This window comes from Streptomyces venezuelae ATCC 10712, from assembly GCF_008639165.1.
Classification (GTDB): Bacteria; Actinomycetota; Actinomycetes; order Streptomycetales; family Streptomycetaceae; genus Streptomyces; species Streptomyces venezuelae.
This window is the reverse complement of record NZ_CP029197.1, coordinates 284,003-307,473: the sequence shown is the minus strand read 5'-3', so window position 1 is coordinate 307,473 and position 23,471 is coordinate 284,003. Positions and strand designations below refer to the sequence as shown.

The window sequence follows — 23,471 nt, the reverse complement described above, 5'->3', positions numbered from 1 at the left end:
CGGCGCCGGGCCCCGGCTACTCCGGCTTCCGCAGGTCCACGATCCGCTTGATCTTGCCCACCGAGCGCTCCAGGGTCTCCGGGTCGACCACCTCGACCCCGACCGAGACGCCGATGCCGTCCTTCACCGCCGACGCGATCGTCCTCGCCGCCTCCGCCCGCTCCTCGGGCGTCGCGCCCGCGCGGGCCTCCGCGCGGACCGTCAGGGTGTCGAGGCGGCCCTCGCGGGTCAGCCGGAGCTGGAAGTGCGGGGCGACGGCCGGGGTGCGCAGGACGATCTCCTCGATCTGGGTGGGGAAGAGGTTCACCCCGCGCAGGATGATCATGTCGTCGCTGCGGCCGGTGACCTTCTCCATCCGCCGGAACACCCGCGCGGTGCCCGGCAGCAGCCGGGTCAGGTCGCGGGTCCGGTAGCGGACGATCGGCATGGCCTCCTTGGTGAGGGAGGTGAAGACCAGCTCCCCCTCCTCGCCGTCCGGCAGCACCTCGCCGGTGAACGGGTCCACGATCTCCGGGTAGAAGTGGTCCTCCCAGATGTGCAGGCCGTCCTTGGTCTCCACGCACTCCTGCGCCACGCCGGGGCCGATCACCTCCGACAGGCCGTAGATGTCGACCGCGTCGATCGCGAAGGCCTCCTCGATCTCCTTCCGCATCGACTCCGTCCACGGCTCCGCCCCGAAGACCCCCACCTTCAGGGAGGTCGAGCGCGGGTCCACGCCCTGCCGCCGGAACTCGTCGAGCAGCGTCAGCATGTAGGAGGGGGTGACCATGATGATCTCGGGCCGGAAGTCCTGGATGAGCTGCACCTGGCGCGCCGTCATGCCGCCCGAGGCGGGGATCACCGTGCAGCCCAGGCGCTCCGCGCCGTAGTGCGCGCCGAGTCCGCCGGTGAACAGGCCGTAGCCGTACGCCACGTGGACCTTGTGTCCGGGGCGGGCGCCGGCGGCGCGCAGCGAGCGGGCGACGACGTCGGCCCACAGGTCGAGGTCGCCGTCCGTGTAGCCGACGACGGTCGGCCGGCCCGTGGTGCCGCTGGAGGCGTGGATGCGCCGGATCCGGGACTGGTCGACGGCGAACATCCCGAAGGGGTAGTGGTCGCGGAGGTCGGCCTTGGCGGTGAAGGGGAAGCGGGCCAGGTCCGCGAGCGTACGGCAGTCGTCGGGGCGCACCCCGGCCGCGTCGAAGGAGTGCCGGTAGAAGTCCACGTTCTCGTACGCGTGGCGCAGGCTCGCGCGCAGCCGTTCCAGCTGGAGCGCCCTCAGCTCCTCGCGCCCGAGCCGCTCGCCGCTGTCCAGCCGTTCCGTCATCGCGCCACTCCTCCACGGTCCTAAAACGGACGACCGATCATTCGGTAGATCCGTTCGGGGTCAGTAAATCCGGAGGCCCCCGGGGGTTGGCAAGGGGGCGGAGCAAGGTTCCCGGCTCCTGCCCCCATCACACCTTGGGGTGTTTTGGGCGGATCCGGGCAAGGCGGGCAGCTTCCGCGGGGAAGGGTGGCCCCGTGACCACCACCACGACCAACGACCCCGACACCCCCCAGGTCCACTTCTGGGCCGTCCCCGACCTCACCGGCCTCGACTTCGACCCGCTGCTCGCCAAACTGCTGCACGAGGACCCCGTCACCCGCGTCCGGCTGCCGCACGGCGAAGGCCACGCCTGGCTCGTCACCCGCTACGAGGACGTCAAGTTCGTCTCCGTCGACCCGCGCTTCAGCCGCCAGGCCGTCTGGGGCCGTTCCATCACCCGCGTAGCCCCCCACTTCATCCCGATGGAGGGCGCCGTCGGCTTCGCCGACCCGCCGGACCACACCCGGATGCGCCGCGTCGTCGCCCGCGCCTTCAGCGCCCGCGCCCTGCGCTCCCTGCGCGACCACGCCCAGGACGTCATGGACCGGCTCCTCGACCGGGTCGAGGAGCACGGCGCGCCCGCCGACCTCATGGAGCTCGTCAACCGCCCCTTCCCCCTCGCCATGGTCAGCGAACTCATGGGCGTCCCCGAGGGCGACCAGCCGCTGATGGCCCACTGGTCCGACACCATCATCTCGGCCGGCGCCGGCCGGGAGGCCAGCGAGACGGCCAAGGCCGAGATGGGCCGGTACTTCACCGAACTCATCGGCCGCAACCACGGCACCGGCAAGGAGACCCTCGCCGCCGTCCTCGCCGACGCCGTCGACGACGACACCCTCACCGAGCACGAGGCCGTCGGCCTCGCCGTCCTCATCCAGATCGGCGGCGCCCACGCCGTCCGGAACAACAGCGCCAACATGGTGTACGCGCTGCTCACCCACCCCGAGCACCTCGCCCGGCTGCGCGCGGAGCCGGAGCTCGTCCCCCAGGCCGTCGACGAGCTCCTCCGCTACATCCCGCACCGCAACGCCGTCGGCCTCTCCCGGATCGCCCTGGAGGACGTCGAGGTCGGCGGGGTCACCATCCCCTCCGGCGACCCCGTCTACGTCTCCTACCTGACGGCCAACCGCGACCCCGCCGTCTTCCCCGACCCCGAGCGGCTCGACTTCGACCGCGCGTACAACCCCCACGTCGCCTTCGGCCACGGCCCCCACTACTGCCCCGGCTCCGCCCTCGCCCGCATCGAGTCGGAGATCCTCGTCGACACGCTGTGGACCCGCTTCCCGAACCTGCGGCTCGCCGTCCCCGAGGACCAGCTGCGCTGGCAGCGCGGCGCCCTCATCCGCGGCCCCGAGACCCTTCCGGTCACCTGGTGACCGGGCGCCCCGTGAGAGGAACCCGCACCCCGTGACAGCCACCGCCATCGGACCGGGCGGCGGCCTCATCGTGCCACCCGGCCACGGAAAGACCCTCACCACCGCCGCCCAGCACGTCACCTTCAAGGTGACCGGCGAGCACACCCGTACCGCCTCCACCTTCGAGGTCGTCGTCCCGCCCGGCTTCGACGTCGGCGCCCACGCGCACGGCCACAGCGAGGAACTCTTCTACGTCCTGGAGGGCGAACTCGACGTCCTCGCCTTCGAACCGCTCGTCCGCACCAAGGACAGCTGGCGGGAGTGGGAGTCCCCCTCCGGCCAGCGGGCCGTACGCGCCACCGCCGGCACCCTCATCCTGGTGCCGCCCGGCTGCCCGCACGCCTTCGCCAACCCCACCGGCGACCCCGTCCGCATGCTCTTCCAGGCCTCGCCCCCGCCCGACCACGAGCGGTACTTCGAGGAACTCATGGACATCCTGGGCTCCGGCGGCGAGGTCGACCACGCCGCCGTCGAGGCGCTCCGCATCCGCTACGACATCGACCAGATCACCCCGCTCCGGCACGACGCCGGCGTCCGGGAAAATCCCGTTGCGGGCCGCTGACCAGGGGTGTTGAAGTGGCCGCATGGAACCCCAGCACCTCCGTGACCTCTACGACCGCCAACTGCGCCGCGAGGCCCGCCCCGACGGGCCCGGCTGCCGCGTCGAGCGGGTCGGCGACGTCGTCCGCCAGACCGGACCCGCGCACGCCTGGAACGGCGTCCTCTGGTCCGGGCTCGACGCCTCCGGCGCCGACCGGGCCATCGCCGAACAGCTCGCCCACTACCGGGCCGAGGGCCTGTCCTTCGAATGGAAGCTGTACGCCCACGACACCCCCGCCGACCTCGGCGACCGGCTCCTCGCCGCGGGCTTCACCGCCGAGGCCCCCGAGACCCTGATGGCCGCCGAGGCCACCGCACTGCCCCACGACGTACCGCTGCCGGAAGGGGTCGAACTCCGCGCCGTCACCGACGAGACGGGCGTACGGCAGGTGGTCGAGGTCCACGAGCGCGCCTTCGGCACCGACTCCGCCCACATCGGACGCCAGCTCCTGGACCGGCTCGCCGCCGACCCCGACACCGTCACCGCCGTCGTCGCCCTCGCCGACGGCGAACCCGTCAGCGCCGCCCGCCTCGAACTCTGCCCCGGCACCGACTTCGCCGGACTCTGGGGCGGCGGCACCGTCGAGGCCTGGCGCGGCCGGGGCCTCTACCGCGCCCTCGTCGCCCACCGCGCCCGGATCGCCGCCGAACGCGGCCACCGCTACGTCCAGGTCGACGCCGCCGACACCAGCCGGCCCATCCTCCACCGCCTCGGATTCCACACACTCTCCACCACGACCCCCTACACGTACGGCGGTTGACGGACCGCCGTCGGACCGGCCCCAGGGCGCGCGGCAGGCGCGGGCCCCGGTGACGGTAGGGTGCCGTCCGGCAACAGAGGTCTGCGTGGGGAGACACGGGTACATGAGTGGTCAGCAGTCGGGTCGGGGTGGCGCGGGAGAGGTCTTCCAGCCTCTCGCGACGGACGATCCCACCACCGTCGCGGGGTACCGCCTCGCAGCGAAGCTGGGCGCGGGCGGCATGGGCAAGGTGTACCTGTCGTACACGCCCGGCGGCCGTCCGGTCGCGATCAAACTGATCCGCCCGGAGTTCGGCGAGGACGCGGAGTTCCGCCGCCGCTTCGCCCAGGAGGTGCGCTCCGCGCAGCGCGTCCAGGGGCTGTTCACCGCGCCCGTGATCGACGCCGACCCCGAGGGCGCGCAGCCCTGGCTGGCCACCGCCTACGTCCCGGGCCCCTCGCTCGCCGACGCGGTCGTCGCGCACGGAGCGCTGCCCGTCGAGACGGTGCTGCTGCTCGTCGCCGGCATGGCCGAGGCCCTGCACGTCATCCACGGCGCCGGGATCGTCCACCGCGACCTCAAGCCGTCGAACGTGCTGCTCGCCGCCGACGGACCCCGGGTCATCGACTTCGGCATCGCCCACGCGGCCGACGCGACCTCGCTCACCGGCAGCGGAGTCACCATCGGCACCCCGTCGTTCATGGCGCCCGAGCAGGCCGCCGGCCGCAAGGTCACCCCGGCCACCGACGTCTTCGCGCTGGGGCAGGTCGCGGCGTACGCGTCGACCGGAGTCCCGGCCTTCGGCGAGGGCACCTCGCACGGCGTCCTCTACCGGATCGTGCACGAGGAGCCGGACCTGAGCGCGGTCCCGGAGCGCCTGAGCGAGCTGGTCACCCGGTGCCTCGCCAAGGACCCCGAGGCGCGGCCGACGCTGGCCGAGATCATCCGGCTCTGCCAGGAGGCGAACGCCTCGACGGTGCTCCGCCGCCCCGAGGACTGGCTGCCGGGTGCGGTCTCCGCCGACATCACGGCGCGCGCCGCCGCCCCGGCGCCGGTCCAGACCCCGCCGCCCCCGACGACCGCACCCGTCGCCGGGTATACGCCCACCGCCCCGGCCGGGCCGCCCGCCCCCGGCGCGGCCTACTCGCCCACCGCGCCGTCCGGCCCGGCGACCCCGGCCCCGCCGGCCGCCCCGCCCGGCGCCTACGGCCCAGGCCACCAGGCGACTCCGCCGCCCGGCCCGTACGGCCCGCCGGCACCGACCGCAGCACCGACGCACGCCGCACCGGCCCACACCGCGCCGACCCACGCGGCAGCGGCGGCCCACACCGGACCGGTCCACACGGGAGCGCCGCACACCGCGCCGACCCACGCCTACCCGCACGCGCAGGGCCCGTACCCGTACCAGCACCCCGGAGCCCCGGGCGGGCCGATGTCCACGCCGCCCGGCCGTCCGCGGAGCTCGGCCAAGAAGGGCCTGCTCATCGCCGTCGCGGCGGTGCTCGCCTTCGGTGCCGTGGGCGGTGTGACGGCCTACACGCTCCTGAAGGACAAGGGGCAGCCGAACGCCTCGGGCAGCGACAAGCCGAGCGGCACCGGCGCACCGGCGACCACCGGGGCACCGGCGACCTCGGCGACCACGGGCACCGGCGGCAGTGGCGGCAGCAGCGGTACCAGCGGCACGCCGAGCGCGAAGCCGCCGGCGGCGGCCGACCCCACGGCCGCCGAAACCAAGAACATCAACCTCGTCGCCGGGTACCACCTGACCTTCGGGGACGAGACGCTGCGGCCCCAGAAGGGCGAGGACGGCGGCTACGAACTCTCCTACGACACCGGTGGCTACCTCGACGCCGAGAGCAAGGGCGGCAGCCTGGTGCTCCTCGACCCCGGGCAGACGGGCTCCCTCGAAGTGTGCCGCGCGGAGACCCGCTTCACCGAGAACGTGGAAGTCAACCGGCTCTCCCAGGGCCGTCAGGTCTGCGTCACCACCGGGACGGGCCACATGGGCCTCGTCACGGTCAGGGGCGTCTCACCGGAGGACTCGCCCAGCACGTACCTGACGCTCGACGTGGCGGTCTGGCGGAACGCGGCCCCGGCCTCGTAGCTCAGGACGCCCAGTGCGCGGGGCGCTCGAAACCCTCCGGGAGGCGGGTCTCGGCGTTCCCGCGCGCCGCGTTCAGCTGGGGCTGCGTCAGGAAGAGGGCGCCCGTCAGGTCCGCCCCGGAGAGATCGGCGTCCCGCAGGTCGGCGCCGATCATGTCGGTGAGCGTCAGATCCGCCCCCGTCAGATCGGCGGCGATCAGCAGCGCCCCGCGCAGATCGGTGCCGCGGAGCTTCGCCCCGCGCAGCCGCTTGCCGATCAGGTCCGCCCCGCGGCGGCTCTTCGGCTTCCCTCCGGCCGTGGCGCGGACCAGCTCGCTCGTCCGCAGCAGCAGCGGGTTCACCTCCGCCCGCACCGCCGCCACATCGAGCTTCTCCAGCTCCTCCGGGGTCCCCCCGGTGAGCTCCTCGACGCGGGCGAGCACGGTCCGCAGCCGGGCGTGGACGGGACTCGCCGTCGGCAGCGCCAGGGCCTCCGTGACGTACCGCAGCAGCTCGTGCAGCTGACGCACCACCGGGAACACCTCGTACATCTGCCGCGCGGTCTCCGGCGCCTCGCGCCAGGACACCCCGCCGAAGGTGACCTGCGAGACCTGCTGGCCCGCCCCGAAGCAGTCGTACACCGTGCAGCCCTGGAACCCGCTCGTCCGCAGCCGGGTGTGGATGCCGCAGCGGAAGTCCTCCTGGAGGTTCCGGCACGGCTCGCCCGACGCCTTGTTCACGGCGAAGTCGGCCGACTTCGCGAAGGGCAGCGCCACACAGCACAGTCCGAAGCAGTTGGCGCAGTCGCCGCGCAGTGCGGACTCCCGGGTCTCGGGCACGATGGAACGGTTCCTTCGCTGGTCGGGGACGATGTCACCCACCGTATCGCGCTCCCGGCGAAATCGATTGCGAAGATCGTCCGGGGCCGGTGAGGATCGGCGGCATGCCGACATTCACGACGTACGACGGAACCGAACTCGCCTACCGCATCGAGGGCGACGGCGAGCCACTGGTCTGCCTGGCGGGCGGGCCGCTGCGCGATTCCGCCTATCTGGGCGACCTGGGCGGACTCACCGCCCACCGCGCCCTCGTCGTGCTCGACGCCCGGGGGACCGGTGCGAGCGCCGAGCCCGCGGACCCGGGCACGTACCGCTGCGACCGGCAGGTCGGTGACGTCGAGGCGCTCCGCGTCCACCTCGGCCTCGACCGGATCGACCTCCTCGGCCACTCGGCCGGCGGGAACCTGGCCACCCTGTACGCCGCCGCCCACCCCGAGCGGGTGCGCTCCCTCGTCCTCGTCACCTCGGCCGCCCGCGCACTCGGCGTCGAAACCACCGACGAGGAGTGGGACGCGGCCGTCGAGGTCTTCGCCGACCAACCCTGGTACGCCGCGGCCAGGGCGGCGCTCGACACCCTCGGCCCGGAGACCCCGCTGCGGCGCGAACGCGAGATCGTCGCCCCCTTCGGGTACGGCCGCTGGGACGAGGCCGCGCGGGAGCACGCTGCGGGCGACGCCACGCAGACGAACTGGGCGGCCGCCCCCGCCTACCACGGGGCCGGCGCGTACGAGCCGGAGACGACCCGCCGCGCGGTGACCGCGCTCACCGCCCGGGTCCTCGTCCTCGCCGGGGAGTACGACGCCGGCCCGACCCCGGCCAAGGCCGCGGAGGCCGCCGCCCTCTTCCCGAACGCCGAGCTCGTCGTGCTGCCCGGCGCCGGACACTTCCCCTGGGTGGACGACGCGGACGCCTTCCGGCGCGCGGTCGCCGCCTTCCTCGACCCGGAGGTCGGCACGGTCACGGTGGACGGGGTACGCCTCGCCTACCGGGTACGGGGCCCGGAGGACGCCCCGCCCGTCGTCCTGGTCCACGGACGCGGCGAGAACAGCACCACCTGGACGCGCGTCGCGGCGGAGCTCGCCGCCGACCACCGGGTGTACGCGGTCGACCTGCGCGGCCACGGCCTGAGCGACCGGCCCGGCGGCTACGGCTTCGACGCCTTCCGCGACGAACTCGGCGGCTTCCTCACGGCACTCGGCCTCACCGGCGCCACCGTCGTGGCGCACTCGATGGGCGGTGGCGCCGCGTACCTGCTGGCCGCGCGGGAACCGGCCCTGATCGGCCGGCTCGTCCTGGAGGACGTCCCGGTGTTCTTCCCGCTGGACCCGCCGCGACCGCGGGCCGTCCGGCCCGGCGGCCGCCTCGGCTTCGACTGGGAGATCGTCCCGTCCACCGACGCCCAGCTGAACGACCCCGACCCGGCCTGGCGCGAGGAGCTCTCCGCGATCACGGCCCCGACCCTCGTCGTCGCGGGCGGCCCGACCAGCCACGTCCGCCAGGACCAGCTGGCCTGGCTGGCCGACCGCATCCCGGACGCCCGGCTCGTCACGATCGGCGCGGGGCACCTCGTCCACACCGACGCCCCGGCCGAATTCCTCTCGGCGCTGCGGGAGTTCGGGGTCTAGGGCCTGTCTTCGGCGTCAGGCCGGCCACGGCGGGGGCGGGTCACCCGCCGTGGCGCTCCTGCGCGGCCATCACCTCGTCGCCGTGCTCGAAGGCCCACGCGCCGAACGCGTCGATCGGACCGAGCAGGGTCCGTCCCAGATCGGTGAGCGCGTAGCTGATCCGGGCCGGCGTGCCGTCCGCGACGCGCCGCTCCACCAGACCGTTGAACTCCAGCCGCCGGAGCGTCTCGGTGAGGACCTTGGAGCTGATCCCGCCGATCCGCTCCCGGAGTTCGCCGTGGCGGCTCTCGCCGCGCCCGAGGGACCAGAGCACCACGGCGTTCCAGGTGTTCGACAGCAGGTCGAAGGCGAGGCGGGCACGGCAGTCGGCGAGATACGCGTCGGAAGTCACGTACCAGATGGTGCCCGACCCGCGCCCTAGTGTCGTTCCCGAGGCGCTGGGAACCGGCGCGGAAAGGGGACCGCGAGGATGCGGATCGGGGTACTGGGAACGGGCGCCATGGCGGATGCCCTGGCCACCCACTGGGTGCGGGCGGGACACGAGGTGTTCGTCGGGGGCCGCGACGAGGGCAAGGCGCGGCGGCTCGCGAGCCGCCTGGGCGGTGGAACGGGACACGGGAGCCTGAGCGCGGCGGCCGGGGCCGGCGACGTGGTCCTCGCCGCCCTGCCGTACGGGGTGGGAGCGCAGGTGGTCGGTGACCTGCGGGCGCAGCTGGACGGGAAGGTGCTGCTCGACTGCTCCAACCCCGTGGGACCCGGTTTCCGGCTGCTCACGGACGGCGGCCCCTCGGCCGCGCGGCGCCTCGCGGAATCCGCGCCCGGGGTCCGGGTCGTCAAGGCCTTCAACCTCTGCCACGAGGACGTGTGGCGGATGTCCCCTCCCGTCTTCGATGGTCAGCGCCTGGCGGTACCGGTGTGCGGCGACGACGACACGGCGCTCGCGCTGGTACGGGAGTTGGTGCGGGACGCGGGCTGCGAACCCTTGTCCGGTGGCGGTCTCGACCGGGCCGGACTGGTCGAGGCGACGGCCGCGCTCTTCATCGGGCTGTGGGTCGGTGAGGCGGCGGACGTCCGGGCGATGGCCCCTCCGCTGGCCTTCGCGACAGGGCCGGGGGGAACGCCGACGGACTCCTGAGCATGCCCGGCCGGAGGCGGTCCGGTGTGCCGTGTGCCGTGCCGTGGGCCGATCGGCCCACGGCACGGCGCGCCTCGGCCGCCCGGGCGGGCATCGGTGGAGGATCGGACGCGCCCACGACGACACCGTTACGGCACGACACGACAGGAGCCAGGTGTGGCCACTCGCCTCAACCCCTACCTCACCTTCACCGGTGAGGCGAAGCAAGCCTTGGAGTTCTACCAGCAGGTCCTCGGCGGCGACCTCAGCCTCAACACGTACGGAGGCTTCGGCGCCGAGGCGCCGCCCGGATTCGAAGAGAAGATCATGCACGGCATGCTGGAGACGCCCAGCGGCTTCACCCTGATGGCCGCCGACAACCCGCCCGGCATGGAGCACACCCCGGGGAACGACTTCGCCGTGAGCCTGAGCGGCGACGACGCGGAGGAGCTGCGCGGCTACTGGAGCAAGCTGTCCGACGGCAGCACCGTGTCCGTCCCGCTGGAGAAGCAGATGTGGGGCGATGTCTTCGGCATGTGCACGGACAAGTTCGGGATCACCTGGATGGTGAACATCACCGAGCAGGGCTGATCGTCTCCCCCGCGACGCCTCAGCCGCGTTCCTCGCCGTCCGCGTCCGCCTCCACCGCCACCGCGCGGGCCCAGCGGTAGTCCGCCTTGCCGCTGGGGGAGCGCTGGATGCGGTCGGTGAGGACGAGCTGGCGGGGCACCTTGTACCCCGCGAGCCGCGGGCGGCAGTGGGTCTGGAGGGACTCCAGGTCCAGCGGGGGCGCGTCCTGCCGGAGCTGGACGACCGCGGCGACGTGGTTGCCCCAGCGGGCGTCGGGGACGCCGGCGACCAGCGCGTCGTACACGTCGGGATGGGACTTCAGCGCCTGTTCCACCTCCTCCGGATAGACCTTCTCCCCGCCGGTGTTGATGCACTGCGAGCCGCGCCCGAGGACGGTGACCACGCCGGTCTCGTCGACGGTCGCCATGTCGCCGAGGAGCGCCCACCGCACCCCGTCCCGCTGGAAGAAGGTCTCGGCGGTCTTGGCCGGGTCGTTGTAGTAGCCGAGCGGCACATGGCCGCGCTGGGCGAGCCTGCCGATCTCGCCGGGGGCGACGGGGGCGAGGGTGACCTGGTCGACGACCTGGGTGCGCTCGTTGACGTGCAGCCGGAAGCCCTTGGCGGGGCCCGAGTCGTCGGTGGCGCGGCCGTTGGAGCCGGACTCGGTGGAGCCGAAGTTGTTGAGGAGCAGCACGTGCGGCATCAGCTCCTGGAGCTGCGCGCGTACGGTCTCCGACATGATCGCGCCGGACGAGGAGAGGCTGAACAGCGCCGACAGGTCCGTGTTCCGCTGCGGCCCGCGCAGGGCGTCCACGAGCGGCCGCAGCATCGCGTCGCCGACCAGGGAGATGCTGGAGACCTTCTCCTTCTCCAGGGTGCGCAGGACCTCCTCCGGGACGTACTTGCGGTGCAGCACGACCCGCTGGCCGTAGTTGAAGGCGATGAAGGCGGTCAGCGTGGAGGTGCCGTGCATCAGCGGCGGCGCGGGGAAGAACGTGATGCCGGCGCCGCCGGCCGCGACCCGTTCGGCCAGCTCCTCGGGGCGTTTCACCGGCTCCCCCGAGGGGTCGCCGCCGAAGAGCCCCGCGAAGAACAGGTCCTCCTGGCGCCACAGGACGCCCTTCGGCATCCCCGTCGTACCGCCGGTGTAGATGATGAAGAGGTCGTCGCCCGAGCGGGGGCCGAAGCCGCGCTCCGGCGATCCGGCGGCCTCCGCCTCGGCGTACGGGACGCAGTCCAGTGCGGCCGCTCCCTCGGGCGGGGTCCCCACCCGCACGAGGTGCCGCAGCTTCTCCGTCTGCGGCAGCGCGGCCGCGACCCGGTCGGTGAACTCGGCGTCGAAGACGAGTCCGGCCAGGTCGGCGTCCCGGTAGAGGTAGACGAGCTCCTCCTCGACGTACCGGTAGTTCACGTTGACCGGCACGATCCGCGCCTTGAGGCAGGCGAGGACGGTCTGGAGGTACTCGACGCCGTTGTAGAGGTGGAGGCCGAGGTGTTCGCCGGGCCGGATGCCCGCGTCGGCGAGGTGGTGGGCGATCCGGTTGGCGGCGGCGTCGAGTTCGGCGTAGGTCAGGCGGCGCTCCGCGCCCGTCCCCGGATGGTCGACGTACACCAGCGCCTCGCGGTCGGGAACCACGTCGACGACCGATTCGAACAGGTCGGCAAGGTTGTACTCCACCATTCCTCCTGACCCCGGTTCGCACTGACTCGGCGGTCATTAGAGCGCCGACCGGTCCAGGGGGGAAGGGGGTGCGCGGAAGAATCTGACTGAGTGTCAGAAAACTATTGAACTGGACCCCCGGCTCCTGCAACCTGTTCCAGAACTGGAGACGGGAGACCCCATGGGTGGCACCGAACACCTCGGCGTGCGGCGCGAGGGCGCCACGCTCGTACTCACCTTGAACCGGCCCGAAGCCAAGAACGCCCTCTCGCTGCCGATGCTCGTCGGCCTCTACGACGGCTGGCTGGAAGCCGACGCCGACGACGGCATCCGCTCCGTCGTCCTCACCGGCGCGGGAGGCACCTTCTGCGCCGGCATGGACCTCAAGGCCCTCGCCGGCAAGGGCATGGAAGGCGAGCAGTACCGGGACCGGCTCAAGGCCGACCCCGACCTGCACTGGAAGGCGATGCTCCGCCACCACCGGCCCCGCAAACCCGTCATCGCCGCCGTCGAGGGGTACTGCGTCGCCGGCGGCACCGAGATCCTCCAGGGCACCGACATCCGGGTCGCGGCCGCCTCCGCCACCTTCGGCCTCTTCGAGGTCCGCCGCGGCCTCTTCCCCATCGGCGGCTCGACCGTCCGGCTGCCCCGCCAGATCGCCCGCACCCACGCCCTCGAAATGCTCCTCACCGGCCGCCCGTACACGGCGGAGGAAGCCGCCCGCATCGGCCTGGTCGGCCGGGTCGTCCCCGACGGCACGGCGCTCGACGCGGCCCTCGACATCGCCGAACGCGTCAACGCCTGCGGGCCGCTGGCCGTCGAGGCGGTGAAGGCCTCCGTGTACGAGACCGCCGAGATGACCGAGACGGACGGGCTGGCCGCCGAACTGAAGCGGGGGTGGCCGATCTTCGACACGGCGGACGCCAAGGAGGGGGCGAGGGCGTTCGCGGAGAAACGACCGCCCCAGTACCGGCGGGAGTGACCCCTCCAGGCCCCGCGCAGCGGCCCACCCCGTCCCACACCCCTTCGCGAAGGAGCCGTCGCATGACAGCCGTCACCCCGCCGCCGGAGACCCTCCGGGCCCCCCTCGTCGTCGAATTCCCCTTCACCCGTTCTCTCGGCCCCGTCCAGTCCGCCTTCCTCACCGGACTCCGCGAGCGCACCGTCCTCGGCGTCCGTACCGGGACCGGCGAGGTCCTCGTCCCGCCCGTCGAGTACGACCCCGCCACCGCCGCCGAACTGCGCGACCTCGTCGAGGTCGGCGCGACCGGCACCGTCACCACGTGGGCCTGGAACCACGAGCCCCGCCCCGGACAGCCCCTCGCGACCCCCTTCGCCTGGGTCCTCGTCCGGCTCGACGGCGCCGACACCGCCCTCCTGCACGCCCTGGACGCCCCCGGGCCCCACGCCGTCCGCACCGGCATGCGGGTCCGCGTCCGCTGGGCCGACGAACGGGCCGGCGCGATCACGGACATCGCCTGCTTCGAGCCGCACGACAGCGACCCGGTGGCCGAACCGCGGCCCCACGACGGCCTGTTCGCCGACCCCGTCACCGGCATCGTCGCCCCCGCCCGCCTCGACTACACCTACAGCCCCGGCGGCGCCCAGACCCGCTACCTGCGCGCCCTCGCCGAGCGCCGCACCGTCGGCGAACGCTGCCCCTCCTGCTCCAAGGTGTACGTGCCGCCCCGCGGCGCCTGCCCCACCTGCGGCGTCGCCACCACCGACCAGGTCGAGGTCGGGCCGCGCGGCACCGTCACCACCTACTGCATCGTCAACATCAAGGCGAAGAACCTGGACATCGAGGTCCCCTACGTCTACGCCCACATCGCCCTCGACGGCGCCGGGCTCGCCCTGCACGGCCGGATCGGCGGCATCCCCTACGACCAGGTCCGGATGGGGCTCCGGGTCGAGCCCGTGTGGAGCGACGACGGCCGCTACCCCGACCACTACCGGCCCACCGGCGAGCCCGACGCCGACTACGACACCTACAAGGAGCTGCTGTGACCCCGCACCGGCCCGACCGGGAGGTGGCGATCGTCGCCTTCGCCCAGAGCGACCACCGCCGCCGCACCGACGACCTCTCCGAGGTCGAGATGGTCATGCCGGTCCTCCACGAGGTCCTCCGGCAGACCGGCCTCAAGACCTCCGACATCGGCTTCACCTGCTCCGGGTCCTCCGACTACCTGGCCGGACGCGCCTTCTCCTTCACGATGGCCCTCGACGGCGTCGGCGCCTGGCCCCCCATCTCCGAGTCCCACGTCGAGACCGACGGGGCCTGGGCGCTGTACGAGGCCTGGGTGAAACTCCTCACCGGCGAGGCCGACACCGCCCTCGTCTACTCCTACGGGAAGGCCTCGCCCGGCTCCGTCCGCGACGTCCTGACCCGCCAGCTCGACCCGTACTACCTCGCCCCGCTCTGGCCCGACTCCGTCGCCCTCGCCGCCCTCCAGGCCCAGGCGCTCCTCGACGCCGGCGCCACCGACGAGCCCGCGCTCGCCGCGATCGCGGCCCGCAGCCGCCAGGACGCCGCGGACAACCCGCACGCCCAGCTGCCCGGCGCCCGCCCCCAGGGCGAGTACCTCGTCCAGCCCCTGCGGACCGGCGACTGCCCGCCCATCGGCGACGGCGCCGCCGCCGTGATCCTGGCCGCCGGGGACCGCGCCCGGGAGCTCTGCTCCCGCCCCGCCTGGATCCGGGGCATGGACCACCGCATCGAGGCCCACTCCCTCGGCGTCCGCGACCTCACCGACTCGCCCTCCACCCGCCTCGCCGCCGAGCGCGCCGGAGCGTTCGAGGCGCCCGTCGACACCGCCGAGCTCCACGCGCCCTTCACCTCCCAGGAGGTCGTCCTGAGGCGGGCCCTCGACCTCGACGAGAGCGTGCGGGTCAACCCCTCCGGCGGAGCACTCGCCGCCAACCCCGTCATGGCCGCCGGCCTCATCCGGCTCGGCGAGGCCGCCGCCCGCATCCACCGGGGCGACTCCGACCGCGCCCTCGCCCACGCCACCTCCGGGCCCTGCCTCCAGCAGAACCTGGTCGCCGTCCTGGAAGGAGAGCCGCATGTCCGGTAAAGCCGTGACATCGAAAGAGCCCGTGGCCGTCGTCGGCATAGGCCAGACCAAGCACGTCGCCGCCCGCAGGGACGTGTCGATCGCCGGACTCGTCCGCGAGGCCGCCGTCCGCGCCCTGGAGGACGCGGAGCTGACCTGGGCGGACATCGACGCCGTCGTCATCGGCAAGGCCCCCGACTTCTTCGAGGGCGTGATGATGCCGGAGCTGTACCTCGCCGACGCCCTCGGCGCCGTCGGCAAGCCCATGCTCCGGGTCCACACCGCCGGGTCGGTCGGCGGCTCCACCGCGCTCGTCGCCGCCAACCTGGTCGCCGCGCGGGTCCACCGGACCGTCCTCACCCTCGCCTTCGAGAAGCAGTCCGAGTCCAACGCCATGTGGGGCCTCTCGCTGCCCGTCCCCTTCCAGCAGCCGCTGCTCGCCGGCGCGGGAGGCTTCTTCGCCCCGCACGTCCGCGCCTACATGCGCCGCACCGGCGCACCCGACACGATCGGCTCCCTCGTCGCGTACAAGGACCGGCGCAACGCCCTCAAGAACCCGTACGCCCATCTCCACGAGCACGACCTCACCCTGGAGAAGGTGCAGGCCTCCCCGATGCTCTGGGACCCGATCCGCTACTCCGAGACCTGCCCCTCGTCGGACGGCGCCTGCGCCATGGTCCTCACCGACCGTACGGGCGCGGCCCGTTCGCCCCGGCCGCCCGCCTGGGTGCACGGCGGGGCGATGCGCAGCGAACCCACCCTCTTCGCCGGCAAGGACTTCGTCTCGCCGCGGGCGGGCCGGGACTGCGCGGCCGACGTCTACCGCCAGGCCGGCATCACCGACCCGCGGCGGGAGATCGACGCCGTCGAGATGTACGTGCCGTTCTCCTGGTACGAGCCGATGTGGCTGGAGAACCTCGGCTTCGCCGAGGAGGGCGAGGGCTGGAAGCTCACCGAGGCGGGCGTCACCGAACTCGACGGCGACCTGCCCGTGAACCCCTCCGGCGGCGTACTCTCCACCAACCCCATCGGAGCCTCCGGGATGATCCGCTTCGCCGAGGCCGCGCTCCAGGTACGGGGGGAGGCGGGCGAGCACCAGGTCGACGGCGCGCGCCGGGCCCTCGGGCACGCGTACGGCGGCGGCGCGCAGTTCTTCTCCATGTGGCTCGTGGGGGACACCCCGCCCGCCGGCTGAGCCCTGGCGGCGGGGCGCGGCTACCCTGACGCCATGGCAGCGGAACGTGACCTGACCCGGCTCCTCGCCGGGATGCGGCCGGAACTCGACCCCGGCCGCTATGTCTTCACCACGGTGGACGGCCCCGCCCCGGCCGGGGTCGCCCCGGTGGTCACCGTCACCGAGAGCGAGGGCCTCACCCTCGTCGTACGCCAGGAGGAGGCGGACACCGCCTCCCTCCCGTACGACTACGTGGCGGCCCGGATCACGCTGCGCGTGCACTCCGCGCTCGACGCCGTCGGTCTCACGGCCGCCGTCGCGGGGGCACTCGCCGAGGCGGGCCTCAGCTGCAACGTGGTGGCCGGCTTCCACCACGACCACCTCTTCGTGGAGCACGCCCGCGCCCAGGAGGCGCTGGCCGTACTCGACCGACTCGCGAAGGCCACCGGCGCGGGCACCCCGGAGTCGGCGTAGCCGGACCAGGGGCCGCAACCTCCATCGACGGCGAACGACAGGTCACCCTGTCCGTCAACACCGGTCTGACCTTGACCGACTCGGCTGGCACGGCCGCGATGAAGGTGCTCACCACCGCTCTGTGCAGGCCTTAATGACCCTTCGGGGTCAACCTGCGGCGTGGCTTGGCGGTTTGCCCGTCCTTGTTCACTCCATCGGGCGTACGCTGGGACTTTGGCGGGGCCACCCGTCCGGCGCTCCCGACTGTGCGCCGGGCGCGCGCCCCCTGTGTGGGGGTGGAACGTGGCACGTCAGGACGGCGGTTCGGCCCGTCAGGGATACGGCCTCTTCGAGCGCGAGGCGGCGCTCGCCGCGGCCGAGGAGGCTCTCGACCTCCTCACGGGCCTGGCCGAGAGCCCGCCGTGGACCGAACACGTCCCCGCGCCCCGCGAACCCCGAGGCCCGCGCCTGGTCGCGGTACCGGACCCCGGCACCGAGCCCCGGACCGGCCACGAAGCCCGGGACGCAGAGGACACGGCGGACCCGTCGGCATCCGCGGCCGGCCCCGGGCGCGCGGCGGCTCCGCACGCCGGTTTCGACGGACCCGCTCGCCCCCAGGTCCTGCGCCGCGGCGGCATACTCGCGTACGCCGCCCCCGCCGGGCTCGGCAAGACCACCCTGCTCGCCGAGATCCGCCGGCGCGCCGCCGCCCGTGGCTGCACCGTGCTGTCCGCCCGCGGCGGCGACCAGGAGCAGCGGGTCGCGTTCCACGTCGCCCGGCAGCTCCTCCAGCCGCAGCTGGCCCACGCCACCGACACCGAACTGCGCGAACGCCTCGGCTCCTGGTACGACATCGTCGGCCCCGCCCTCGGGCTCCGCGCCTCCGTGGAGGGCTCGCCGCCCGACCCGCAGGGCCTGCGCGACGGGCTCGACTGGGTCCTCACCCATCTCGCCGTACGCCGCGCACCCCTCGTCGTCGTCCTGGACGACGTGCACTGGGCCGACCCCGAGTCCCTCGGCTGGCTCGCCGCCTTCGCCCCGCGCGCCGAGGAGCTGCCCATGCTCCTGGTCGTCGCCTACCGGCCCGACGAACCCCCGAGGAGGGCGTCGAGTTCACCGGGCGCAGGTCCGGGCAGCGGCCGCACGGCCTCGCCCCGCTCACCTCGTCGGCCGTGGCCCGGCTCGTCCGCGACCGCGTCGGCACCCACGCCGACGACGCCTTCTGCCACGACTTCTGGGCCGTCACCTCCGGCAATCCCTTCGAGGCGGTCGAACTCGCCGCCAACGTCCGCGACCGCGGCATCGCACCCACCGCCGACGGCGCCCACGAACTCCGCGACCTCTCCGCCGCCCTCAAGGGCACCGGCCTCGTCGCCCGGCTCGAACGGCTCGGCCCCGCCACCGTCCGGCTCGCCTGGGCCTGCGCCGTCCTCGGCACCGAGATCTCGCCCCAGCTCGCGGGCGCCGTCGCGGGACTCGGCGGCGAGGCCGTCGCCGACTGCGCCGCCCGGCTCCGGGAGGCACGGGTCCTCGCCGAGGCCGAAGGGCCCGACGACCCCCTCCAGTTCGTCCACCCGCTCATCGCGACCACCGTCTACCGGTCCATCCCCGACGCCACCCGCGTCGCCCTCCACGGCCAGGCCGCCTGGTGCGTCGTCGACGCCGGACTCGGGCCCACCGCGGCCGCCCGCCATCTCCTGGAGACCCACCCGGAGGGCGACCCGTGGGTCGTCAACCAGCTGCGCGCCGCCGCCGGCGAGAACCTCCGCGCCGGAGCCCCCGACGCGGCCCGCCGCTTCCTCGCCCGCGCCCTGCGCGAACCGCCCGCCCCCGAGCTCCGGGCCGCCGTCCTCTACGAGCTCGGCTGCTCCTCGCTCCTCACCGAACCCGCCACCACCGTCAACCACCTCCGCGCCGCCCTGGAGGAGCCGGTCAGCGATCCGGCGCTCCGGCACGGCATCGTCTACCGCCTCGCCCAGGTCCTGGCCCACAGCGACCGGCTCGTCGAGGCCTCCGAGCTCCTCGGCCACGAGGCGCAGAAGGCCCCCGACGCCCGCAGCCGACTGCGGATGCAGGCCGAGAAGTTCATGTGGGACGCCCTGCGCGCCGACGAGCCCGAGTCGCCCGCACGGTCCCGGCGGCTCGCTGCCCTCGCCGACCGGCTCCCCGGCCGCGACGTCACCGAGCGGTACATCATCGGCCTCCGTGCCTGGGACGCCACCCTGCGCGCCGAGCCCGCCTCCGTCGCCCTCAAGCATGCCGAGCGCGCCCTGGAAGGCGGCCTGACCTGGGCCGACGAGAGCCGGGGCTTCGAGGTGCCGGTCCTCGTGGCCCTGCTCCACCTCTACGCCGACCGGCCCGGCCGCGCCGAAGAACTGTTCGCCGCCGGAACGGCCGAGTTCGAGAAGCAGGGCTGGCGCGGGGCACACCTCGCCTTCGCGTACACCCTCATCGGCTACATCCGCTTCCGGCGCGGCCGGCTGATGGAGGCCGAGGACTTCGCCCGCGCCGGACTCCGCCTCGCCGAGCGCGTCGGCGCCCGCACCCCGGCCCTCTGGTACGCGACCGGCGTCATGATCGAGGTCCTCATCGCCCGCGGCCGTACGGACGAGGCCGAGCGGGTCGCCCGCGAGCACGACTTCGGCGAGCCGTTCCCCGCCGCCGTCACCATCCCCGACTGCGAGACCGTCCACGCCGAACTCCTCCTCGCCACCGGACGCACCAAGGAGGCAGCGGAGGAGCTGGCCGCCGTCGGCCGGCGTCTCGACCCGCGCGGCAAGCGCAACCCGTCCAGCTGCACCTGGCAGCTGCACCTCGCGGTCGCCGAAGCGGCGACCTCCCCGGCGAAGGCCCTCGCCACCGCCCAGGAGGCCGTCGCCCGCGCCCGCCAGTACGGGGCGCCCTCCGCGATCGGCCAGGCGCTCCGGGTGACCGCCGAGGTGTCGGAGCCCTCCGAGCGGGTGAAGCTCCTGGAGGAGTCCGTCGACTGGCTGGACCAGTCGCCCGCCGCGTACGAGCTGGCCCGCTCCCTGGTCGCCCTCGGCGCCGCCCTGCGGCGCACCGAACGGGCCGGGGAGGCCGCCGAGCACCTCCACCGTGGTCTGGAGGCCGCCCAGGACTGCGGGGCCGACGCCCTCGTCGAGGTGGCGCGGGCCGAGCTCGCGGCGGCCGGACTGAGCCCCCGCGCGCTCCATCCGGCGGCCACCGACACGCTCACCGCCCGTGAGCGCGCCGCCGCCGAGATCACCGTCCGCGACCAGGACGCGGCCCTCGTCCTCGGCGTCGACGCGCCCACCGCGGCCCGGCTCCTCTCGGCCGTCTACCGCAAGCTCGGGACCGACCGCGCCGGGCTCGCCCAGGCCCTGGCGAACAGCGGACGCACGCCCCGGGACCCCGTCGGAGAGGGCTGACCGCCCGGAGCCGCCCGGCGCGTCGCATCGCGCGCCGGGGCACGTACCATGGCCGTATGTCCTTCCTCCGCCGCCGCAGCGCCGCCACACCCGCGGGCCCGGACTTCGACGTCCTGGCCATGGATCCGGGGGACTGGCCCGGCAATCTCGGCGCCGGTCTGCTGCCCGCGCCCGACGGCTCCTGCCAGGGTGTCTTCCTCCGGTACGACCTGTTCGGCGGCCGCGGCCCCGCGATGATCATCGGCAACCTCCCCGAGGGCTCCCCGGCGCGCGACCTCTCCGACGGGCAGATCCCCTTCGAGGTGGCCCAGCTCCTCGCCGCCCTGGAGAACGACGAGCCGGTCGAGGTCCTCGACACCGAGGACGTCCCCGTCATGCAGGGCGACAACCTGCTGATCGTCCGCCGGCTCAAGCTCTCCGAGAGCCGCATCTCCTGCGTCCAGTTCGACCGCAGCGACAACGTCCTCGTGACGATCGCCAGTTGGGACCGGCCGATCACCGACGACCTGTACGCACTGCTCAAGCCGCTGCCCGCCGAGCTGTTCCAGCAGGGCTGACGGGGGAGCGGGGGCCGATGAGCGCGCGCGTCGACAGCTGGATCTGGGCGGTCCGTCTCACCAAGACCCGCTCGCAGTCCGCCGCGGCCTGCCGGGCCGGACACGTCAAGGTCAACGGCGAACGGGCCAAGCCCGCCCAGCCGGTGAAGCCCGGCGACGAGGTCCGGCTCTTCCACGGCGGGCGGGAGCGGATCGTCGAGGTCAAGGAGCTGCACACCAAGCGGGTCGGCCCGCCCGTCGCCGCCGAGGCGTACGTCGACAACAGCCCGCCCCCGCCGCCCCGCGAGCACGTGGCCGTCGCCGCCGTACGGGACCGGGGCGCCGGGCGTCCCACCAAGCGCGACCGCCGAGAGCTCGACGAACTCCGCGGCCGCCGCGCCTGACCACGGGAGGGGAGCGGCCCACGGACCGCTCTTCCCCCCGGTCACAGGCCACGGACCGCTCTTCCACCCGGCACGGGCCAGGGGCCAGCTCTTCCACCACCTCGCCGCCTCAGCGGCCCAGCAGGGCCGCCACCCGCGCCGTCGAGGTGCCGAGCCCGGTCGGCCCGCGCAGTAGCGTGCTCCCGCTGCCCGAGCGCACGTCCTCGGCGCCGTAACGCCGCACCTTCCGGTGCCAGTTGAGGATGCCCGCGAGCCAGTCCTCCAGCTCCCGCAGATACGCCTCGAAGGCCTGCCGTCCCGCCGCGTCCAGACCGAACTCCTCGTACATCAACGGGACTTCGCGCGCCTTGAGGTGCTCGTACTGGCGCCTTCGGCCCCGCATCAGGTCGTCGACCATGGCCACCGCCGTCGGGTAGTCGCAGTCGAAGAACGTCTGCAGCACCAGAACGCCGTTGTGCACCTCGCCCTCGACCTCGATCTCCTTCTGGTACGAGAAGAGGTCGTTGATCAGCGCCCCGTAGTCCATCACCGCGTTCTCCAGGGCGCGCACGGTCCCCGAGCGGTACAGCTCCGGCGGCAGCACGTCGTCCTGCCGCAACCGGCACATCAGCATGGTCAGTTCGGAGCCGAAGGTGCTGCGGCGCATCTCGATGTAGTCGACGGGGTCGGGCACCCGGTGCTGCGCCTGGTTGTGCAGCTCCCACATCCAGCTGTCCAGCATCACGTCGAGGGCGTACCGCAGTTGGGCGCGGGCCTCCGGCGACTGCGGACCGGCGGTCCGTGCCCACAGGTCGGCGAGCGAGCGCTCCATCGGGTTCACCGCGAGAGCCGCCCCGGCGGCCGGATCGTCCAGCGGCATGCAGGCCTTGAACCGCTCGGTCTGCTCCTTCGCGCCGAGCAGGTTGCGCGTCCGCCCGAAGACGGCCGGGTAGTAGTCGTCCCCGTACGTCCCCCAGGTCAGCCACTCGGTGCTGAGCTCCAGCTCCTCCAGGGTGGCGTCCGGGTCGAGCCCGGCCGAGCACAGGGCCAGGTCGAAGCCCTCCGCCATCGGCCGGTCCCAGAGGTCGTCCAGGAGGCCGAACCGCTCGGCCCAGTCGAGGGAGAGCCGCCCCGCCTCCGCGTGGTGGGGGCTGAGCGCGAGCGGGTACGGCAGGTCGAACTCGGGCAGCAGCGACGGCCCCACCCGCTGGTGCGGCACGTGCGTGAGCGACCGCAGCCGGGACGCCGCCGGACGCCCGAACAGGGTGCGGATGTCGAACGCCGAGGTCCCCAGCACCCCTTCGAGCCGCGAAGGCCCGCCCACCATGCCCTCGTTCATGTAGCGGCTGGAGCGCATGTGCCACTCGTGGCCCCCGGACTGCCAGTCCTGGAGGCCCTTCGCGTACGCCGCCACGGCCGCGCACTCCGCCGCGCTCAGCCCCTTCTCGGCGGCGAGCAGCGGCACTTCGGTGAGCGCCGTGTTCTCGAACTGCTGGAGCCGTGAGGTCAGCAGGTCGTTGACGGCGTTCGCCGCCTCCTGGGTCGTGCAGCCGAGGAACTTCTCCAGGACCAGGACGCCGTTGCTGTTCTCGCCCTCGTCCTCCACCTCGCGCTGGTACGAGAAGAGGTCGTTGCGCAGGTGGACGGCGTCCGAGAAGGCGTCCCTCAGGACCCGCAGCGGCCGGGAGTACGCCACCTGGGCGGGGACCTCGGCCCCCGCCGCGTACTCGACGAGCCCCGCCGACCAGGGCGCGCCGCCGACCTTGCGCCGCATCTCGATGTACTCGACGGGGTTGGCGACCCGCCCGTCGTTGATGTTGTCGAGCTCCCACAGCGACTCGTACAGCAGGTGCTCCGTCGCCTCCGCGAACCGCACCCGCCAGCCCTCGGACATCGAGGGGACGGTCCGGAGCCAGAGGTCGGCGAGACCCGCCTCGACCGGGTTGGTCGGCTCGGGCATGCCCGCCGCGGGGTCCGCCGGCATGAACAGCGGCAGCCGGTCGAGGTACGCCTTGCCGCCCGACCGGTCCTGGGGCCGCTTGTAGATCTCCAGGAAGTGGTCGTCGAAGAAGAAGACCCACGTGTACCAGTCCGTGACGAGGTTCAGGGCCTCCTCGTCGCAGTCGGGGTGGGTGTACGAGCAGAGCAGCGCGTAGTCGTGGGAGTCGAGGTCGTGCTGCTCCCACACCCCGGAACCCTCCAGCATCCCCATCGCCCGCGCCCAGTCCCGGGTGTGCGTGCGGGCGGCCTCCAGATGGGGATTGAGCCGCGCCGGATACGGAACATAGAAGTCCGGCATAACGAAGGGCTGAGGCATGTGCTGGGGGGCCTTCCGGTGAGCGGGGGGTGTTGTCCGGCCCACCTTTACCCGTCGCCCGTACGGCGCACGCGATCTCCCGAATAGTCCTATGAACGCCGAAGGGGTGGTGCCGGACCGTTCCTCCGGCACCACCCCCCGCGTTTCGGTCACCC

At 73.6% G+C, this 23,471-nt stretch carries 20 protein-coding genes and 1 pseudogene; 16 read left to right on the top strand and 5 right to left on the bottom strand.

Features of this window, described 5'->3' with window-relative positions:
* Positions 1–16: 16 nt before the first annotated feature.
* The gene (gene paaK / locus DEJ43_RS01395) at positions 17–1,306 is read right to left on the bottom strand and encodes a phenylacetate--CoA ligase PaaK (RefSeq protein WP_015031499.1); all 1,290 of its coding nucleotides are present in this window, start codon (positions 1,304–1,306) and stop codon (positions 17–19) included.
* A 194-nt stretch (positions 1,307–1,500) separates the two neighbouring features.
* Between paaK and DEJ43_RS01390 the strand changes: the two genes are divergently transcribed.
* The 4 genes from DEJ43_RS01390 (at position 1,501) to DEJ43_RS01375 (ending at position 6,204) form a co-directional block, all read left to right on the top strand.
* Positions 1,501–2,721 carry a cytochrome P450 gene (locus tag DEJ43_RS01390; protein WP_015031498.1) on the top strand — a complete coding sequence of 407 codons (1,221 nt, stop codon included), beginning with the start codon at positions 1,501–1,503 and terminating at the stop codon, positions 2,719–2,721.
* A gap of 31 nt (positions 2,722–2,752) precedes the next feature.
* Positions 2,753–3,322, top strand: a complete 570-nt coding sequence (locus tag DEJ43_RS01385; protein WP_015031497.1) for a cupin domain-containing protein — start codon at positions 2,753–2,755, stop codon at positions 3,320–3,322.
* Positions 3,323–3,344: 22 nt separating this feature from the next.
* Entirely contained in the window at positions 3,345–4,121 is a 777-nt protein-coding gene (locus DEJ43_RS01380) for a GNAT family N-acetyltransferase (protein ID WP_015031496.1), read from the top strand.
* A gap of 103 nt (positions 4,122–4,224) precedes the next feature.
* Complete coding sequence (locus tag DEJ43_RS01375) at positions 4,225–6,204, top strand: serine/threonine-protein kinase (protein WP_041661948.1); 1,980 nt, start codon at positions 4,225–4,227, stop codon at positions 6,202–6,204.
* Position 6,205: 1 nt separating this feature from the next.
* On the opposite strand, the gene DEJ43_RS01370 is transcribed toward DEJ43_RS01375, so the two are convergent.
* The gene (locus tag DEJ43_RS01370; RefSeq protein ID WP_308339645.1) at positions 6,206–7,021 is read right to left on the bottom strand and encodes a pentapeptide repeat-containing protein; all 816 of its coding nucleotides are present in this window, start codon (positions 7,019–7,021) and stop codon (positions 6,206–6,208) included.
* A gap of 104 nt (positions 7,022–7,125) precedes the next feature.
* Here DEJ43_RS01370 and DEJ43_RS01365 point away from each other — a divergent pair, with 104 nt between their 5' ends.
* Positions 7,126–8,646, top strand: a complete 1,521-nt coding sequence (locus DEJ43_RS01365; RefSeq protein ID WP_071891078.1) for an alpha/beta fold hydrolase — start codon at positions 7,126–7,128, stop codon at positions 8,644–8,646.
* Positions 8,647–8,686: 40 nt separating this feature from the next.
* Here DEJ43_RS01365 and DEJ43_RS01360 read toward each other — a convergent pair whose 3' ends face one another.
* Positions 8,687–9,037, bottom strand: coding sequence for a winged helix-turn-helix transcriptional regulator (locus DEJ43_RS01360; RefSeq protein ID WP_015031490.1), 351 nt, complete (start codon positions 9,035–9,037; stop codon positions 8,687–8,689).
* A 78-nt stretch (positions 9,038–9,115) separates the two neighbouring features.
* Here DEJ43_RS01360 and DEJ43_RS01355 point away from each other — a divergent pair, with 78 nt between their 5' ends.
* A complete protein-coding gene (locus DEJ43_RS01355; RefSeq protein WP_015031489.1) occupies positions 9,116–9,781 on the top strand; it encodes an NADPH-dependent F420 reductase in 666 nt (221 codons plus the stop codon).
* Between the two features lie 156 nt (positions 9,782–9,937).
* Positions 9,938–10,351, top strand: a complete 414-nt coding sequence (locus tag DEJ43_RS01350) for a VOC family protein (RefSeq protein ID WP_015031488.1) — start codon at positions 9,938–9,940, stop codon at positions 10,349–10,351.
* Positions 10,352–10,370: 19 nt separating this feature from the next.
* Here the strand turns inward: DEJ43_RS01350 and DEJ43_RS01345 are convergent, their stop codons facing one another.
* Entirely contained in the window at positions 10,371–12,008 is a 1,638-nt protein-coding gene (locus DEJ43_RS01345) for an acyl-CoA synthetase (RefSeq protein WP_041663445.1), read from the bottom strand.
* A 163-nt stretch (positions 12,009–12,171) separates the two neighbouring features.
* Between DEJ43_RS01345 and DEJ43_RS01340 the strand changes: the two genes are divergently transcribed.
* From DEJ43_RS01340 to DEJ43_RS01305, 9 genes and pseudogenes are all read left to right on the top strand, one after another.
* Positions 12,172–12,972 carry a crotonase/enoyl-CoA hydratase family protein gene (locus DEJ43_RS01340; protein WP_015031486.1) on the top strand — a complete coding sequence of 267 codons (801 nt, stop codon included), beginning with the start codon at positions 12,172–12,174 and terminating at the stop codon, positions 12,970–12,972.
* Positions 12,973–13,034: 62 nt separating this feature from the next.
* On the top strand, positions 13,035–13,997 hold the full coding sequence (locus tag DEJ43_RS01335; RefSeq protein WP_015031485.1) for a Zn-ribbon domain-containing OB-fold protein: 963 nt from the start codon (positions 13,035–13,037) through the stop codon (positions 13,995–13,997).
* Positions 13,994–15,064 carry a thiolase domain-containing protein gene (locus DEJ43_RS01330; RefSeq protein ID WP_015031484.1) on the top strand — a complete coding sequence of 357 codons (1,071 nt, stop codon included), beginning with the start codon at positions 13,994–13,996 and terminating at the stop codon, positions 15,062–15,064. Before DEJ43_RS01335 ends, DEJ43_RS01330 begins: the two co-directional genes overlap by 4 nt.
* Entirely contained in the window at positions 15,054–16,238 is a 1,185-nt protein-coding gene (locus tag DEJ43_RS01325; RefSeq protein ID WP_015031483.1) for a thiolase domain-containing protein, read from the top strand. Before DEJ43_RS01330 ends, DEJ43_RS01325 begins: the two co-directional genes overlap by 11 nt.
* A 33-nt stretch (positions 16,239–16,271) precedes the next feature.
* Positions 16,272–16,691, top strand: a complete 420-nt coding sequence (locus tag DEJ43_RS01320) for an ACT domain-containing protein (RefSeq protein ID WP_071891075.1) — start codon at positions 16,272–16,274, stop codon at positions 16,689–16,691.
* A 159-nt stretch (positions 16,692–16,850) separates the two neighbouring features.
* Positions 16,851–17,681, top strand: a pseudogene (locus tag DEJ43_RS38665) (AAA family ATPase); the annotation flags it as partial.
* Positions 17,682–17,842: 161 nt separating this feature from the next.
* Positions 17,843–20,080, top strand: coding sequence for an ATP-binding protein (locus tag DEJ43_RS01315; protein WP_308340063.1), 2,238 nt, complete (start codon positions 17,843–17,845; stop codon positions 20,078–20,080).
* A gap of 56 nt (positions 20,081–20,136) precedes the next feature.
* Positions 20,137–20,637, top strand: a complete 501-nt coding sequence (locus tag DEJ43_RS01310; protein ID WP_015031478.1) for a hypothetical protein — start codon at positions 20,137–20,139, stop codon at positions 20,635–20,637.
* Between the two features lie 17 nt (positions 20,638–20,654).
* Positions 20,655–21,020, top strand: a complete 366-nt coding sequence (locus DEJ43_RS01305; protein WP_015031477.1) for an RNA-binding S4 domain-containing protein — start codon at positions 20,655–20,657, stop codon at positions 21,018–21,020.
* Positions 21,021–21,129: 109 nt separating this feature from the next.
* Here the strand turns inward: DEJ43_RS01305 and DEJ43_RS01300 are convergent, their stop codons facing one another.
* Positions 21,130–23,316: a terpene synthase family protein gene (locus DEJ43_RS01300; protein WP_015031476.1), complete on the bottom strand. Its 2,187-nt coding sequence runs from the start codon at positions 23,314–23,316 to the stop codon at positions 21,130–21,132.
* Positions 23,317–23,471: the final 155 nt, after the last annotated feature.

Excerpts from the sequence above, each read along its gene's own strand:
- DEJ43_RS01305 (WP_015031477.1), top strand. The coding sequence starts at position 20,655 with ATGAGCGCGCGCGTCGACAGCTGGATCTGGGCGGTCCGTCTCACCAAG.
- DEJ43_RS01340 (WP_015031486.1), top strand. The coding sequence starts at position 12,172 with ATGGGTGGCACCGAACACCTCGGCGTGCGGCGCGAGGGCGCCACGCTC.
- DEJ43_RS01355 (WP_015031489.1), top strand. The coding sequence starts at position 9,116 with ATGCGGATCGGGGTACTGGGAACGGGCGCCATGGCGGATGCCCTGGCC.
- DEJ43_RS01365 (WP_071891078.1), top strand. The coding sequence starts at position 7,126 with ATGCCGACATTCACGACGTACGACGGAACCGAACTCGCCTACCGCATC.
- paaK (WP_015031499.1), bottom strand. The coding sequence starts at position 1,306 with ATGACGGAACGGCTGGACAGCGGCGAGCGGCTCGGGCGCGAGGAGCTG.
- DEJ43_RS01335 (WP_015031485.1), top strand. The coding sequence starts at position 13,035 with ATGACAGCCGTCACCCCGCCGCCGGAGACCCTCCGGGCCCCCCTCGTC.
- DEJ43_RS01325 (WP_015031483.1), top strand. The coding sequence starts at position 15,054 with ATGTCCGGTAAAGCCGTGACATCGAAAGAGCCCGTGGCCGTCGTCGGC.
- DEJ43_RS01375 (WP_041661948.1), top strand. The coding sequence starts at position 4,225 with ATGAGTGGTCAGCAGTCGGGTCGGGGTGGCGCGGGAGAGGTCTTCCAG.
- DEJ43_RS01300 (WP_015031476.1), bottom strand. The coding sequence starts at position 23,316 with ATGCCTCAGCCCTTCGTTATGCCGGACTTCTATGTTCCGTATCCGGCG.
- DEJ43_RS01310 (WP_015031478.1), top strand. The coding sequence starts at position 20,137 with ATGTCCTTCCTCCGCCGCCGCAGCGCCGCCACACCCGCGGGCCCGGAC.
- DEJ43_RS01380 (WP_015031496.1), top strand. The coding sequence starts at position 3,345 with ATGGAACCCCAGCACCTCCGTGACCTCTACGACCGCCAACTGCGCCGC.
- DEJ43_RS01320 (WP_071891075.1), top strand. The coding sequence starts at position 16,272 with ATGGCAGCGGAACGTGACCTGACCCGGCTCCTCGCCGGGATGCGGCCG.